We start from the raw sequence: 15,003 nt of genomic DNA on the forward strand, positions 1-15,003 counted from the left end.
GAAATTTGTCTTATTTTAGGGGAAGATGGCAAAGGGGTTGCTGGTGGTTTTTTCTTTTGGTAAGGGGGTGCTGTCATAGATGGTTTTATTACCATATAGGCTAATGTGGGCACGATAAGTCTTATCCATGTCCAAAGGTGGGATAAAGCCGTAATCTAGAGGAATGAGCAAGGAGAGTTTTGAGCCTTTAAGAAGATGAATACCGTTATCAAGGCAGGTTAACTGGGGGCGAATATGGGTTTCTTTTGGGTTGTCGTCGTTGATTAAGGTGATGCCGATAGAATCTTTGCAGCTGCGAATGTTTAGGGGTTCTTGGTCGGCAAAGATGATGAGTTGGAGTGTCTGATTGGGCAAAGAGCGAGCGGTAACATGGCTGGGTGATGTGGCGGGTTGAACTTGCACTGACGGCATGATGTCGCTGATGGTGGTTTTTGGGGTATTGGTTGGCGATTGGCAGGCGGTTAAAGCCAATAGCAGGGCTAGGGCGGCATGGATTTTCATGGTTTTTGATAATTATAGTTGAGCTTAAAAAATAATAGCACAGAATACTATTTTTGCAAACTCACCAAAGCAACCCATGATTGTCAAGCAATCAGTTCAGTTGCCGCACGGTCAAAATCTGTAGAGCACGACCAAATGGACCAAGCTCGTCATGCAAAATACTGCTGGTCAACCCTACGCCACTCTCCCCAATCTGCTGAACGGTCTCAAGCCCAAGCCATCGCCCAACAGGGGTGCGATGCAGGTGAATTTGTAGGTCAATGCTGGGGAAAATCCACGACTTATCTTGGGTTCTGGCAGCAATCCCATTGGCGGTATCCACCATGCCAATCAAATGCACAAAATCCGATGTTGCCTCGCCTAAGACCATCTGAATATCGGTGTCTAGCCATACCACACTTTTACCTGCTCTATGCTGTGCTGACTTTGCTTGTAGGCTTTGAATGTAGCCGCCGCCCCATATTTGTAGACCTTGCCAAGTGGGCAGGTTGCTTGGGTCTTGGATGGCGTCTTCAAGCCCTGCGATGCTGCGGGTGTCGCTTTTGGCAAGTCGCCATGCACGCATGATGAGGCTTACTCGCTCACGCCCATCGCCATCAATGGTAGATAAGGTGCTTTCAATCAGCTCAATGGTGCGTCCTATGCGGATAAAGTGAGTGCGTATGATGGTCTCCCCCAAATAAATCACACCCAAAATATCCAGACTAAGACGAGCAATCATCAAATCATCTCTTGGGCAAAACTGCTCAAGCTCATGTGCCAAAAGCCCTGTGGCAACTGCCATGTGCTGCTCAAAGTCATTCCAAGCCCCTTGTGCGTGCTTGGTGGATTGATAATGGCTGATGGTCGTATCATTGTCATGGTGACGACTGAGGCGAGTGTAGTAGGCGTTCATGATGACCTCTTTTAACTAGTGGCAATTTGCCAGATAGGCGTTGGTAAATTTTGAGCCATTGGGGCGAGCTAATTTTTGACATATGGCATGACTGGCTTGTACCAGTTTATCAATGTCAATGCCTGTAGATAGCCCCAAGCCTGTCATCAGATAGTGTACATCTTCGGTAGCGACATTACCAGATGCTCCCTTGGCATAAGGGCAACCACCCAAACCACCAACAGAGGCATCAAAGATGGCAATGCCTTGTTCAAGCGATTCATAAATATTGGCAATCGCCATACCATAGGTGTCATGAAAATGCCCTGCTAATATGCTAATATCAAGCTCATCACGGCACGCTTGCCAAAGTCGTCTTACCTGATTGGGCGTGGCTGTGCCGATGGTCTCTCCCAAAGAAATCTCGTAGCACCCCATATCATACAGACGGCGTGCGATGCTGGCGACTTTAGTGGGGTCAATCGCTCCTTCATAAGGACAATCCACCACACAAGAGACATAGCCTCGCACCTTAACATCATGTTCTTGGGCTAAGGATATGATGTCTAAGATTCGCTCAAAACTCTCATCAATCGTGCAATTAGTATTTTTTTTAGTAAAAGACTCACTGGCAGCGGTAAAGACAGCAACCTCTTGGCAGCCCACCGCTAACGCATCTTTGATGCCCTGAGTGTTGGGAGTTAAAAGAGAAAAACTGATGTCTGTATCTTTGGGTAGCTGACGATATACTTCGGTGCTTGATGCCATTTGAGGAACCCATTTTGGCGATACACACGAGCCTGCCTCAATGAATTTTAAATTTGCCGCCATTAGGTCATGAATAAGCGTCAGCTTATCATCAACGCTAAGTGGGGTTTTTTCGTTTTGTAATCCATCTCTTGCACCGACTTCAACGATTTTTATGTGGGTCATAATGCCATCCTTGATACATTGGGTTGATGTGTGTGCTGTATCTTAAACACAGCACGCTTAGTCATTATTGTTTTGCCTCAAAAGATACCAGCTCATCGCCTGCTTTGACTTGGTCGCCAGTTTTATAATAGCACTCTTGTACGATGCCGTCATCGGGGGCTTTGATGGTATAAATAATTTTCATCGCTTCCATCGTGAGCAGTACCTCATCTTTGGCGACCGCTTGCCCTGCTTGAACGCAGACATCAACGATGATACCTGGCATGGGGGCGGTTAGTCCGCCTTGTGCTTCACTATCGTTTTGACCACAGCCAATCTTGGGTAGAGCGAACGGTACGGCATTAATCCCATATGTATTGTCATACAGAGTAAGAGTATCTTTACTGTGATTAAAAGATACTTTTTGATGATGACCGTCTAAGGTGATGCTGGCGGTATTGGCATCCAATAATTCACCATTCACGACAAAGGTGCGTTGATGATGATTCGCCAGCCACCGCTTGCCATCATTATGCCATGAGACGACATACTCCTGGTCTTGATATTTTAGATGAATGCGATGACAGGTGGTGGTATTTGGTCGCCACAATGGGTGCATCTGCCATATATTGCCTTGACCAATCTGCTTCATCAGCTTAATGAATGATGCTTTAATCACCAGCTCATCAGTGATGTTAATGACAGGATTGAGTAGAAAATCTTCTTCTTTGTTGATAAGATTGGTGTCTAACTGTATGTTTTTAAAGCGTTCAGATTGTAAGATGCGTCCTAAAAAGGCGATGTTGTTCCCCAGTCCGTCAATATGCGTCTGACTAAGTGCATGATACAGCTTTCCAATCGCCTCATCACGATTTTTCCCCCAAACAATCAACTTGGCAATCATGGGGTCATAAAAAGTGGTGATTTCATCACCCAAGGTGATGCCGCTATCAATGCGAATGCCATCGCTACTGCTTGGGTAGGTTAGATGGGTAATTTTACCAGTGGCGGGCAGATAGCCTTGCTCTGGAATTTCAGCATAGATGCGAGCCTCGATGGCATGACCTTGTGCCATTAGCTCATCTTGAGTTTTTGGTAGTGCTTCCCCATCGGCAATTCTTAGCTGCCACTCAACCAAATCAACCCCAGTAATCATCTCGGTAACAGGATGTTCTACCTGTAGCCGAGTGTTCATCTCCATAAAATAAGCAGTGCCATCTTGTTCAACAATAAACTCAACCGTACCAGCACCCACATAGCCGACCGCTTTGGCGGCATTGATGGCGGCAGTACGCATCTGTTGTAGCTTGTCTTCGCTGATGTTTGGAGCGGGAGCCTCTTCGATGACTTTTTGATGTCTTCTTTGCACCGAGCAGTCTCGCTCAAACAGATGTACGACATTGCCAAAAGTATCGCCAAAAATCTGCACTTCAACATGACGAGGATTGACGATGTAGCGTTCGATGAGCACATCATCATTACCAAAGCTTGACAGTGCCTCTTGTTTACAGGATTTTAACTGGGTAAGAAAATTGGCTTCATGCTCTACCAAGCTCATGCCCTTACCCCCACCACCAGCACTTGCCTTAATGAGAACAGGGTAGCCGATTTTGTCAGCTTGTGCCTTTAAAAAATCAGGGTCTTGATTATTGCCATGATAACCAGGGGTTAAAGGCACGCCAGCTTTTTCCATGAGAGCCTTTGAGGTTGCTTTTAATCCCATGGCAAGAATGGCTTCAACAGGTGGTCCGATAAATACAATGCCGTTATCATGACAGGCTTTGGCAAATTGGTCATTCTCGGACAAAAACCCATAACCAGGATGAATGGCACTAGCACCTGTTTGCTTGGCGGCATTGATGATTTTGTCGATTTGCAGGTAGCTTTGGGTAGCAGGCGAGGCACCGATATGAACCGCTTCATCCGCAAGTAGTGTGTGCTCAGCGTCCGAATCTGCGTCCGAATAGACAGCGACAGTGGCAACCCCCAGCTTTCGACAAGTTTTGATGACTCGACAGGCAATTTCACCACGATTGGCAATGAGTATTTTATGAAACATGATATGGTCCTTTTGTAGAGTTGTTATTTTATCTAAGTGGGTGTTTGTTTGCTCAAAAAAGCACCTAAGCCTGATTTGGCTTCATCGCCTGTGCGAATCTTGGCGATGTGATTGGCGGTCTTTTGTAGTAGTTCATCATCAATGTCGGCATGAGCGACCATGTCGATGAGTTCTTTGGAGGCGTGCTGTGCTTTTGGAGCACCCTTTAAAATGTTATCGATAAGATCATCAATCAAAGCATCCAAACCCATCTCGTCATCAGTAACTTCATGCACCAGTCCTATGGCATGGGCTTGCTTAGCATCGATGCGTTCGGCGGTTAAAAAATAACGACCAGCTTGTCTTGCACCGATGGCTTTGATGACATAAGGACTGATGGTGCTTGGAGACAGCCCTAAGCGAACCTCTGAGGTGGCAAATTTGGCAGCACTACTGGCAACACAAATATCACACGCTGACGCAAGCCCCATACCACCGCCCAATGCCGCCCCATGAACACGGGCGATGGTTGGCTTAGTCAAGGTGGCGATACGATGAAGCATCTTGGCAAGTTTTAGAGCATCTTGGCTGTTGGTATTAAAATCCGCTTCACCCATTTGCTTCATCCAAGTTAAATCCGCCCCTGCTGAAAAACTTTTGCCACGCCCACCCAGCACAACGACACGCACATCATCACGCCCATCAAGCTCATCAAAGCAGGCGTGCAGTTCGGCGATGACGGTCGCATTAAAGGCGTTATGCACATCAGGTCGGTTTAGCCAAACATGGGCGATTTGGTCGTGAATGGTGCATTCTAAGGTATCAAAATTCATGGTATTGTCCTTTTTATCTGTCGTCTAAATGTTGCATTGCATACCAAATTACATTCTAAATACCCCAAAGCCCATATCATCAATCGGTGCATTCATGGCGATGGCAAAGCTAAGACCGAGAATATGGCGACTTTGAGCAGGATCGATGACACCATCGTCCCATAGGCGTGCCGAAGCGTAGTAGGGATGCCCTTGTCTTTCATATTGTTCACGAATGGGTGCTTTAAAGTTGTTTTCTTCATCAATAGACCAAGACTGACCAGCTTTTTCAATTTGTTCACGCTTGATGGTCGATAGCACACTTGCTGCCTGTTCACCACCCATGACAGAAATGCGAGAGTTTGGCCAGGTCCACATAAATCGTGGTGAGTACGCACGACCACACATACCGTAGTTGCCTGCCCCAAATGAACCGCCAATCACTAGGGTGATTTTGGGTACATTGGCAGTAGCCACCGCCATGACAAGTTTGGCTCCATGTTTGGCGATGCCTTCGTTTTCGTATTTTTGCCCCACCATAAAGCCTGTGATGTTTTGTAGAAATAATAATGGGACTTTGCGTTGGCAACACAGTTCAATAAAGTGAGCACCTTTTTGGGCAGATTCTGAAAACAAGATGCCATTGTTGGCGATGATGCCGATTTTTTGACCATAAATTTGGGCAAATCCCGTAACCAAAGTTGTGCCAAATCTTGCCTTAAATTCATCAAAGCGTGAGCCATCGACCAATCTTGCAATAACCTCTCTGATGTCAAAAGGGGTTTTGGCATCGGCAGGAACGATGCCATACAGCTCATCTTGAGAAAAATTCGGCTCCTCAAACTCATTCTTAAGGGTTTGTTTTGGCTGATTCAGATTGCTTACGATGCTACGAGCAATCATGAGGGCATGTTCATCATTTTCTGCCAAATGGTCTGCCACGCCTGATAGTCGAGTATGTACATCACCACCACCCAAATCTTCGCTGGACACCACCTCGCCTGTGGCTGCCTTGACCAATGGCGGCCCACCCAAAAAGATAGTACCTTGATTGCGTACGATGATGGTTTCATCGCTCATGGCAGGCACATAAGCACCTCCTGCAGTACAGCTACCCATCACCACCGCAATTTGTGGAATGCCTGCTTTTGACATCTGTGCTTGATTATAAAAAATCCGCCCAAAATGCTCTTTATCGGGAAAAACTTGGTCTTGTAATGGCAAAAAAGCACCGCCAGAATCCACCAAATAAATACAAGGCAGGCGATTTTCTTTGGCAATTTCTTGGGCTCTTAAGTGTTTTTTGACAGTCAAAGGATAATAAGTACCACCCTTGACCGTCGCATCATTGGCGACAATCATACACATGACACCACTGACCATGCCGACCCCTGCCACCACACCAGCACAAGGAATGTCGTCTTCATAGACCCCTAAGGCAGCAAATTGCCCAATCTCCAAAAATGCAGAACCTGTATCAAGAAGAGTGTTGATGCGTTCACGAGCAAGTAGCTTGCCTCTGGCGGTGTGTTTGGCTCGGGCTTGTTCATGTCCCCCAAGACAGATGCGAGTCGCTTGTTGGTTTAAGTCTTCTACGAGCGACAGCATGGCGGCTTGATTGGTTTGAAACGCATCGCTACGGATATTGATTTTACTGGTCAATGTATTAAAATCGGCGGTCATAATCTGTCCTTGTTTTAGTTTTTGGTTGGGATTTTGCCTGTATTGAATTGTCCGCTTGATGCTTATTTGGTTTCGTTGAATAGTTCACGACCAATCAGCATACGGCGAATCTCTGATGTGCCTGCACCGATTTCGTACAGTTTGGCATCTCGCCACAGTCTGCCTGCGGGAAACTCATTGATATAACCGTTGCCACCTAGCGTCTGAATGGTTTCGCCTGCCAGCCATGTGGCTTTTTCGGCGGCATACAGTATTGCACTGGCACAGTCTTTTCTTAGACTTCTGTCGTGATTTGATTTATCACAAGCACTACCGACTGCATAGACTAAAGCTTTGCAGGCGAGCATGGTAGAGTACATGTCAGCGATTTTGCCTTGCATGAGTTGAAACTCGCCAATCGCTTGCCCAAACTGCGTGCGTTCATGCACATAAGGCATCGCCAAATCCATACAAGCATCCATGATGCCCAAAGGACCGCCACTAAGTACAGCTCGCTCGTAGTCCAATCCGCTCATCAGTACTTTTACACCATTGCCCACACCGCCAAGCACATTTTCCTCTGGGATTTCAACATCATCAAAGAAGATGGGATAAGTGTTTGAGCCACGCATACCCAGCTTATCAAGGTGTGTGCCATGACTAAAACCTTTCATGCCTTTTTCTACCAAAAATGCCGTGATGCCCTTAGCACCTGCACTTGGGTCGGTCTTGGCATAGACGACCATCACATCAGCATCACCACCATTGGTAATCCACATCTTTGAACCGTTTAGAATAAATCGATCGCCTTTTTGTTCGGCTTTTAGTCTCATGCTGACCACATCAGAGCCAGCATTCGGCTCACTCATTGCCAATGCACCGATAAAATCACCGCTGATGAGCTTGGGTAAAAAACGCTCTTTTTGTGTTTGATTGCCGTTTAGGTTGATTTGATTGACACATAGATTGGAGTGAGCTCCATAGGATAGCCCGATAGAAGCAGAAGCACGAGAGATTTCTTGCATGACCAGAATGTGGGCTAGGTATCCCAAGTTGGCACCGCCAAATTCTTCGGAGACGGTCATGCCAAGTAGCCCCATCTCGCCAAACTTTTTCCAAAGATGGTTGGGAAATTGATTGTTCTTGTCCGTCTGTTCAGCGAGTGGAGCAACCTCTTTTTGGCAGAATTTGCGTACCTCATCTTGTACTGCCAATAAAGTTTCATCGATGCCGAAAGTTAGATTGCTTAGATTCATGGTGTCGTCCTTGTGTAAATGCCTAAACAAAGAATGGCTTGTGTTAAAATATTTGACTTGCCAGCAAAAACCAAACAAGGTAAATCAACCCTTATGAGGTTGGTTTTGGTGGTTGGGAATAATGTAGCATAATATTTTTAATAAAAAAAGTGAATTTTATTAAAAAAATGATTGACAATTCATTTTTAAATGAGAGAGAATAAAAGCATGAGTTATAAGCGTTCTGTTTTGATGCAAGAGCGACTTCGCCAAAACCGTGAAGCCATCTTGCAGGCGGCTAAGCAACTGATTACCCAAGGCGGTATCAAAGAAGCCCAAATTCAGACCATTGCTGAGATGGCAGGGGTATCTAATGGGCTGGTGTATCGATATTTTGATAATAAAAATCACATTATCATCGAGGTTCTGTCAGCTGCCATACAAGCAGAAATTGCGATTTTAATGCAGATTGCCAAACAAGACTCGCCAGCTTCCGATAAGTTACAGCGAGCGGTGAGAACTTTCGTCAAGCGTGCATTAAACAGCCCAAAACTTGCCTATTCTTTGATGCTTGAGCCTGCTGATGCACCAGTAGAAGAGGCACGCTTTAAAAGTAAGCAAATCGTCAAAGAGGTCGTAGAAGGTATCCTACAAGAAGGCAAAAACCAAGGCGTATTTGCTGCTATGGATATCGGCACGACCGCCCAATGTATCGTTGGTGCGATGACATTTGCGGTGATTGAACCTTTAAGCCTAAATCCGCAAGCGATGAACAAGGATGAGTTTGCCAAAGCGGTCGCTGATTTTTGTTTAAAAGCGGTACAAAGTTAAGCAGGTCTTGCTTGTTTAGCTTAGAAGCGACATGAAGTTGCTTATCTTGTCGTCAAGGCGGATTTATCATGATTCAAGGAGAGTATCATGTACCAAAAATTAAGCTATCTTTCAGGCATCAGCGACAAGCCGCTGATTGGTTTGACGATTGGCGAGATGTTCGACCGTGCTTGCATCAAGTACGCTGATAAAGAAGCGGTAGTCAGCATTCATCAAGACTGCCGGCTCACTTATCAACAGCTATCCGAGCAGGTAAATGCTTTTGCAGCATCGCTGCTTGAGTTGGGTTTTGATACAGGTGATCGCTTGGGTATTTGGGCGTTAAATAGCATCGAGTGGGTCATTACGCAGTATGCGTGCTTTAAGATCGGGGTAATTTTGGTCAATCTAAACCCCGCCTACAAAGCCAAAGAATTGGAATATGTACTCAATAAAGTTGAATGTCGTGGTATTGTTATTGCAGATTCCTTTAAGACCTCAGACTATCATGCCATGCTTGCCAGCATTGCCCCTGAGCTTGAAAGCAACCATAGTAAACTGCTTGTCTCTCATAACCTACCACACCTAAAAGTCGTGATTAAAGCCAGCGACGAAGAGCATGATGGTGTTTATCGTTTTAATGATTTATTAACACCGCCAACACTCGCCCAAAAGCAGCACATCGAATATATCGCCCAAAGGCTACAGTTTGATGATGTGGTCAATATCCAATTCACCTCAGGCACCACAGGCAACCCAAAAGGCACGATGCTCACCCATCATAATATCCTAAATAATGGCTATTTTGTTGGTGAGGGCATCAAACTTACCGAAGATGACAGAATCTGTGTGGCTGTGCCACTATTTCACTGCTTTGGCATGGTCATGGGTAATCTTGCTGCCATGACGCATGGGGCGACAGTCATTTATCCTGATTTTGCCTACAACCCAACCCAAACCTTACAAGCGGTGCATAATGAGCGTTGTACAGCATTATATGGTGTGCCATCGATGTTCATTACCATGCTAGAAGATAAGCGGTTTGATGAATTTGATTTATCAAGTTTACGGACGGGCATCATGGCGGGTTCTCCTTGCCCTCGTGAAATCATGCAAAGGGTCATCGACCGTATGCACATGAGCGAGATTACCATTTGCTACGGTATGACAGAAACCTCACCCGTCTCCATGCAAAGCCATGTTGATGACCCGATTGATAAGCGAGTCAGCACAGTTGGTCAAATCCACCCACATTTGGAAGTAAAAATTGTTGATGAGGACGGTAAAATTACCCCCGTGGGTGTGTCTGGCGAGCTATGTACTCGAGGCTATTCGGTGATGGCAGGCTACTGGGGTGAGCCTGATAAAACCAAAGAAGTGGTCGATAAGCATGGTTGGATGCATACAGGAGACATCGCCGAGATGGACGAAGACGGCTTTGTCAAAATCAAAGGTCGTATCAAAGATGTGGTGATTCGTGGTGGAGAGAATCTGTTCCCTAAAGAGATTGAAGATTTGATATTTCAGCATCCTGCCGTGCTGAGTGTGCAGGTTGTCGGCTTGCCTGATAAACGCTATGGTGAGGAGCTGTGTGCTTGTATCATTTTGAATGACGGGGCGGCTTGTTGTGAAGATGACATTCGAGAATTCTGTCGCACCCAAGTCTCACATCACAAAGTACCTCGCTATGTCAGCTTTGTCAATGAGTTTCCGATGACCGCTTCTGGCAAGCCCCAGAAGTTTAAACTCCAAGAGCTGATGCGAGTGGAATTTAATCTGACGGGCAATATTTTTGAGTGATTAGAGGGCTGATATGTAAACAAAAAGGCAGGCGATGAGCTTGCCTTTTTTTGTGTCTAATGGGTGTTGCAAAATGATAAAGAGTAGATAAATTAGGCTTTATGGATGATATTTTCACATTTTCCTAGATAAATATGCTCAGCGATTTTGCCTTGTTGCTCGATATTATAATCCCAAAAGCTCTTGGATTCATCAAAGACATAGTGATAGGGGTTGTATTTTTTAAACGAAAGATAATACAGACTTTGTAACCACGCCCCACGCAGTAGCACATTATAGCCGTGCTGATATTGCATGATATGCGTCATCTCGTGGATAAAAATTTGTTGATATGGTTTATCTGCTACTGAAAAGTCCGCCTTATAATGCTTATCAGGCACAAAAATAAAGCCATTGGGGGCAATGAATACCTCGTCAGACTGCCAAGGAATATAAGGGTATTTGATGATTTTGACCTTATCATAATCAATCAAATCGCCAAACACGGATTGAGCCAGCGTAATTTCTCCTGTTGTTAAATGACGCATGACAATGCGATCTTTTTTGTGTTTGATGAAATGATAAGGTATGCGAAATTTCATGAGTAGTAGCCAAGTCTATCTATCAGCCAAGCCCCACACCTGACAACTCTCGTGCCAGTCGCCCTGCTGAGTTATCAGTTAGCCCGCCCATAAAATCTAGCACCTTCATGTAGCCATCATACAGTGTGTCGGTATCTTTGATGGGGGTGTCTTTTAATAGTTCTAGGGCAAGGCGATGTTTGGTGGTGGTTGTTTTACCTGTTAGTTTGGCATGAACTGCAGGAACAAGTAAATCTAGTATCTGCCCCAAACAGCCGAAACTGGCTATTTCGGTAACAAGTTTGCTATGATGATTAAAGATTTGATTTTTGGCAAGGTTTTTGGCGTTTTGTAGGGTTTGCTTAACCGAATCATCACAGACGGCAAGCAAGTCTTTTTGGTCAAACTCTCCTGCGAGTAGTGCATCGTGATGCTCAAAGAACCGCTTGGCGACCTCATGTGTGGCATTGCCGATGGCACGCCCACGCATGACACCAATGCGTTGTCTTTTGTCGTTGATGTTTTTGTAGTTTTCAAAATCTGCCCCCAAAATTGGTCGCATGACATTGGAAAATTCATCAAAGCTAATCAGCTCAAGCTCTACGGCATCCTCAAGGTCTAATAAGGCATAACAGATGTCATCGGCCGCTTCCATCAGATAGGATAGGGGGTGTCTTGCCCATCTATCCACACCCAAAGGGGGTAGTCCAAGTCGCTCGGCAGTCATACGCATGAGTGGCAACTCGCTTTGATAAATATTAAATTTGCCATCGCCATACTCACTACCCCAAGGGTATTTTAATAGTGTACCTAAGCTGGCACAGGTCAGACGCATACCGCCTGCATGAGCGTACATCTCGGTGCGTGCTACGATGCGTAGGCTGTGAGCATTGCCCTCATAGGTGGTTAGGTCGGTTTTTTGTGGTGGGCTAAGTGATTGTAAATATTCATCATTTTGGCAGAACCATTCTCGGAGTGCGTCCTCGCCTGTATGCCCAAATGGTGGATTGCCCAAGTCATGTGCCAGACACGCCACCTGTACGAGCGTGCCAATGTCGCTAGGTGAGATGTGGTCGGGTAATAGCTTTCGTTGGTGAAGTCCTAGTCCAACACTATTGCCCAGACTACGCCCAACACTTGCCACCTCAACGCTATGCGTTAGGCGGTTGTGCGTATGATCAGACTTGGCGAAAGGGTGAACTTGGGTTTTACGCCCTAATTTACGAAAGCTTGACGAGAATACCACTCGGTCATAGTCGGCATGAAAATCGCTGCGTACGCCATCGTTTGGCGTATGGCTTGGAGTTAGGATAATGATGCCGTCATCTGGCCTTGGGCGGTCGGTGGAGAGTAGGTCTGCCCAGTTCATGTGCGTCCTTTTGGTTTAGCTGTCTTTGACCGCCATCGTGATGGTATAGGTCTTGCCTTGTTTGATTTTGTCTGAGTTGCCAAACACTTCTGTAAATGAACGCTTCATAAAGTCTCTTAGTCCATTGATGGTAACAACATAAAAGCGTCCACCCATTTCCATTCGCTCATAAGCGTCTAGTAGGTAAAGGTAGTGTTGTTCTTTGCTGGCTTTGGCGGGTAAGTTGCTCATCACAAGGCTAAAAGTGCGTCCCTGTGGCACATGGGCAAAGCCATTTGAGAGCATAACTTCGGTGTTGGTCAGTCCATTTTTTTGGCAATTTAGGCGAGCGTATTCTACCGCCACAAAATCTTTATCAATGAGTAAGTGCTGACCTTCTGGGCATTCACGAGCGGCTGTCATGCCCAAGACGCCATAGCCACAGCCTAAGTCGATGGAGCTGTCATCGGCTTTAAAATCAATATAATCAAGCAGCATCAGACTGCCATCATCAAGCCGTTCGGGACTAAAGATGCCCCAAGTGCTACGAAAGTTAAAAGGCTTGCCAAGCACATCTTGGCTAAAATTAATGTCAGTTCGCCACAGTTTTGCTCGTTGTTGTAGTTCGGCTAGGGTGGTGGTCATGGCTCTTTTACTCTTTTTTAATCGTCTAAAAAGTGCTATGATACAACAACTGTATCAATCTGACAATTTTTATCAAAAAATATAAAAATTGTCATAAAAATCAAAAATTTATAAAAAAATATGGTATAATATCATGACGGCTAAACCAACCAACCTAACCACCACAGAACAGGCTTTTTTAAGCGAGCTGGACGCTAAGCTGTGGAAGTCTGCCGAGACGCTCCGCTCCAACATGGACGCTGCCAATTATAAGCATGTCGTACTGGGGCTGATTTTTTTAAAATACATCTCCGACTCTTTCGCCGCCCAGCAGGACAAAATCATCAGCGAGCTTGGCAATCCTGATAGCGAGTTTTATTATCCCCAAGACGACCTAAGCGATGACGAATACCAAGCCATCATCAAAGATGAGCTAGAAATCACCGATTACTACACCAAGGACAATGTATTTTGGGTGGATAAATCCGCCCGATGGGACAACATCAAAAAAGTCGTCAATCTGCCCAAAGGCACCGAGCTAGAATGGGGCGGTAAGTTCGGCGGTGTCGCCCAGCTGATTGATACCGCCTTTGACAACATCGAGCGAGACAATCCCAGACTAAAAGGCGTGATTAATCGCATCTCGTCCTACCAAGTCGATGAGACCAAGCTCATCGGACTCATCAACCTGTTCTCCGACACCAGCTTTACTCGCCCCACCTATGACGGACAGCCAGTCGCCCTGCTTGCCAAGGACATCTTGGGTCATGTCTATGAGTATTTTTTGGGACAGTTTGCCTTAGCCGAGGGCAAAAAAGGCGGTCAATACTTCACACCAAAATCCATCGTAACACTCATCATCGAGATGCTCGAGCCGTATTCAGGGCGTATCTACGACCCTGCGATGGGGTCTGGTGGTTTCTTTGTGCAAACCGAGAAATTCATCAGGCAGCACCAAGGCAGCTGCAATGACATCTCCATCTACGGTCAAGAGTCCAACCCCACCACCTACAAGCTCGCCTGCATGAACATGGCAATCCGTGGTCTGGAGTTCAACTTCGGTGGGAAAAATGCCGACACCTTCCTAAACCCACAACACAAAGACCTAAAAGCCGACTTCATCATGGCAAATCCACCGTTCAACATAAAAGACTGGTGGCACGAGAGCTTGGCGGGCGACCCACGCTGGGCATACGGCACACCGCCACAAGGCAACGCCAACTTCGCATGGCTACAACACATGATTTACCATCTGTCGCCCACAGGCAAAATGGCACTCCTGCTCGCCAACGGCTCAATGAGCAGCCAAACATCAGGCGAAGGCGACATTCGCAAAAACATCGTCCAAGCCGACCTTGTCGAAGCAATGATTGCCCTGCCCAATCAGCTATTCACCAACACCCAAATCCCTGCCTGCATTTGGATTATCAATAAAGCCAAAGCCAGAAAAGGTGAAGTGCTGTTTATCAACGCCACCCAAATCGGCTATATGAAAGACCGTGTCTTGCGTGATTTTACCGCTGATGACATCGCCAAAATCAGCGATACCTACCACAACTGGCAAAAACAGGACGGCTACGAAAATATCCCTGCATTTTGCTATTCCGCCACACTGGACGAAATCGCCAAAAACGATTTTGTACTGACCGCAGGGCGATATGTCGGTGCGGTACAAGAAGAAGATGATGGAGTGCCATTTAGCGACAAAATGCAGGAATTGACCGCTTGTTTAAATGAGCAATTTGCTCAAACCAATAAAAATCAATCTATCATAATTGCAAATTTAGAAACTTTAGAATATCACCAAAATTCAAATATTGATTTTAT

The 15,003-nt window shown here is 45.8% G+C and carries 12 protein-coding genes and 1 pseudogene; 3 read left to right on the forward strand and 10 right to left on the reverse strand.

Translation table 11 applies throughout. The annotated features are described in order from the left end of the window. Positions 1–15 precede the first annotated feature (15 nt). The 7 genes from ACERC6_RS08390 to ACERC6_RS08420 form a co-directional block, all read right to left on the reverse strand. On the reverse strand, positions 16–501 hold the full coding sequence (locus ACERC6_RS08390) for a hypothetical protein (RefSeq protein WP_373628644.1): 486 nt from the start codon (positions 499–501) through the stop codon (positions 16–18). Positions 502–592: 91 nt separating this feature from the next. After that, positions 593–1,396: a thioesterase family protein gene (locus tag ACERC6_RS08395; protein WP_373628645.1), complete on the reverse strand. Its 804-nt coding sequence runs from the start codon at positions 1,394–1,396 to the stop codon at positions 593–595. A gap of 15 nt (positions 1,397–1,411) precedes the next feature. Then, positions 1,412–2,311, reverse strand: coding sequence for a hydroxymethylglutaryl-CoA lyase (locus ACERC6_RS08400; protein ID WP_373628669.1), 900 nt, complete (start codon positions 2,309–2,311; stop codon positions 1,412–1,414). Positions 2,312–2,372: 61 nt separating this feature from the next. Then, positions 2,373–4,346 (reverse strand): acetyl/propionyl/methylcrotonyl-CoA carboxylase subunit alpha, encoded by a 1,974-nt coding sequence (locus ACERC6_RS08405; protein ID WP_284673663.1) that lies wholly within the window; start codon positions 4,344–4,346, stop codon positions 2,373–2,375. A 32-nt stretch (positions 4,347–4,378) separates the two neighbouring features. Beyond that, entirely contained in the window at positions 4,379–5,158 is a 780-nt protein-coding gene (locus tag ACERC6_RS08410; RefSeq protein WP_373628646.1) for an enoyl-CoA hydratase/isomerase family protein, read from the reverse strand. A gap of 48 nt (positions 5,159–5,206) precedes the next feature. Then, entirely contained in the window at positions 5,207–6,820 is a 1,614-nt protein-coding gene (locus tag ACERC6_RS08415; protein ID WP_373628647.1) for a carboxyl transferase domain-containing protein, read from the reverse strand. Positions 6,821–6,882: 62 nt separating this feature from the next. Next, positions 6,883–8,055: an isovaleryl-CoA dehydrogenase gene (locus tag ACERC6_RS08420; RefSeq protein ID WP_373628648.1), complete on the reverse strand. Its 1,173-nt coding sequence runs from the start codon at positions 8,053–8,055 to the stop codon at positions 6,883–6,885. A gap of 207 nt (positions 8,056–8,262) precedes the next feature. Here ACERC6_RS08420 and ACERC6_RS08425 point away from each other — a divergent pair, with 207 nt between their 5' ends. Together ACERC6_RS08425 and ACERC6_RS08430 are read left to right on the forward strand one after the other, a co-directional pair. After that, the gene (locus ACERC6_RS08425) at positions 8,263–8,865 is read left to right on the forward strand and encodes a TetR/AcrR family transcriptional regulator (RefSeq protein WP_373628649.1); all 603 of its coding nucleotides are present in this window, start codon (positions 8,263–8,265) and stop codon (positions 8,863–8,865) included. A gap of 84 nt (positions 8,866–8,949) precedes the next feature. Continuing rightward, positions 8,950–10,644 carry an AMP-binding protein gene (locus ACERC6_RS08430; RefSeq protein WP_284674637.1) on the forward strand — a complete coding sequence of 565 codons (1,695 nt, stop codon included), beginning with the start codon at positions 8,950–8,952 and terminating at the stop codon, positions 10,642–10,644. Positions 10,645–10,736: 92 nt separating this feature from the next. Here ACERC6_RS08430 and ACERC6_RS08435 read toward each other — a convergent pair whose 3' ends face one another. The 3 genes from ACERC6_RS08435 to ACERC6_RS08445 are packed head-to-tail and all read right to left on the reverse strand — an operon-like array spanning position 10,737 to position 13,197. Continuing rightward, complete coding sequence (locus ACERC6_RS08435; RefSeq protein WP_373628650.1) at positions 10,737–11,225, reverse strand: hypothetical protein; 489 nt, start codon at positions 11,223–11,225, stop codon at positions 10,737–10,739. Positions 11,226–11,247: 22 nt separating this feature from the next. Further along, on the reverse strand, positions 11,248–12,573 hold the full coding sequence (locus ACERC6_RS08440; RefSeq protein ID WP_373628651.1) for a deoxyguanosinetriphosphate triphosphohydrolase: 1,326 nt from the start codon (positions 12,571–12,573) through the stop codon (positions 11,248–11,250). A 15-nt stretch (positions 12,574–12,588) separates the two neighbouring features. Continuing rightward, on the reverse strand, positions 12,589–13,197 hold the full coding sequence (locus tag ACERC6_RS08445) for a class I SAM-dependent methyltransferase (protein ID WP_373628652.1): 609 nt from the start codon (positions 13,195–13,197) through the stop codon (positions 12,589–12,591). A 133-nt stretch (positions 13,198–13,330) separates the two neighbouring features. Here ACERC6_RS08445 and ACERC6_RS08450 point away from each other — a divergent pair. Next, a pseudogene (locus ACERC6_RS08450) lies at positions 13,331–14,983 on the forward strand (type I restriction-modification system subunit M); the annotation flags it as partial. Between the last annotated feature and the right edge of the window lie 20 nt (positions 14,984–15,003).

The sequence above is a fragment of the Moraxella sp. E33BD genome (assembly GCF_041807865.1).
Classification (GTDB): Bacteria; Pseudomonadota; Gammaproteobacteria; order Pseudomonadales; family Moraxellaceae; genus Moraxella; species Moraxella haemolytica.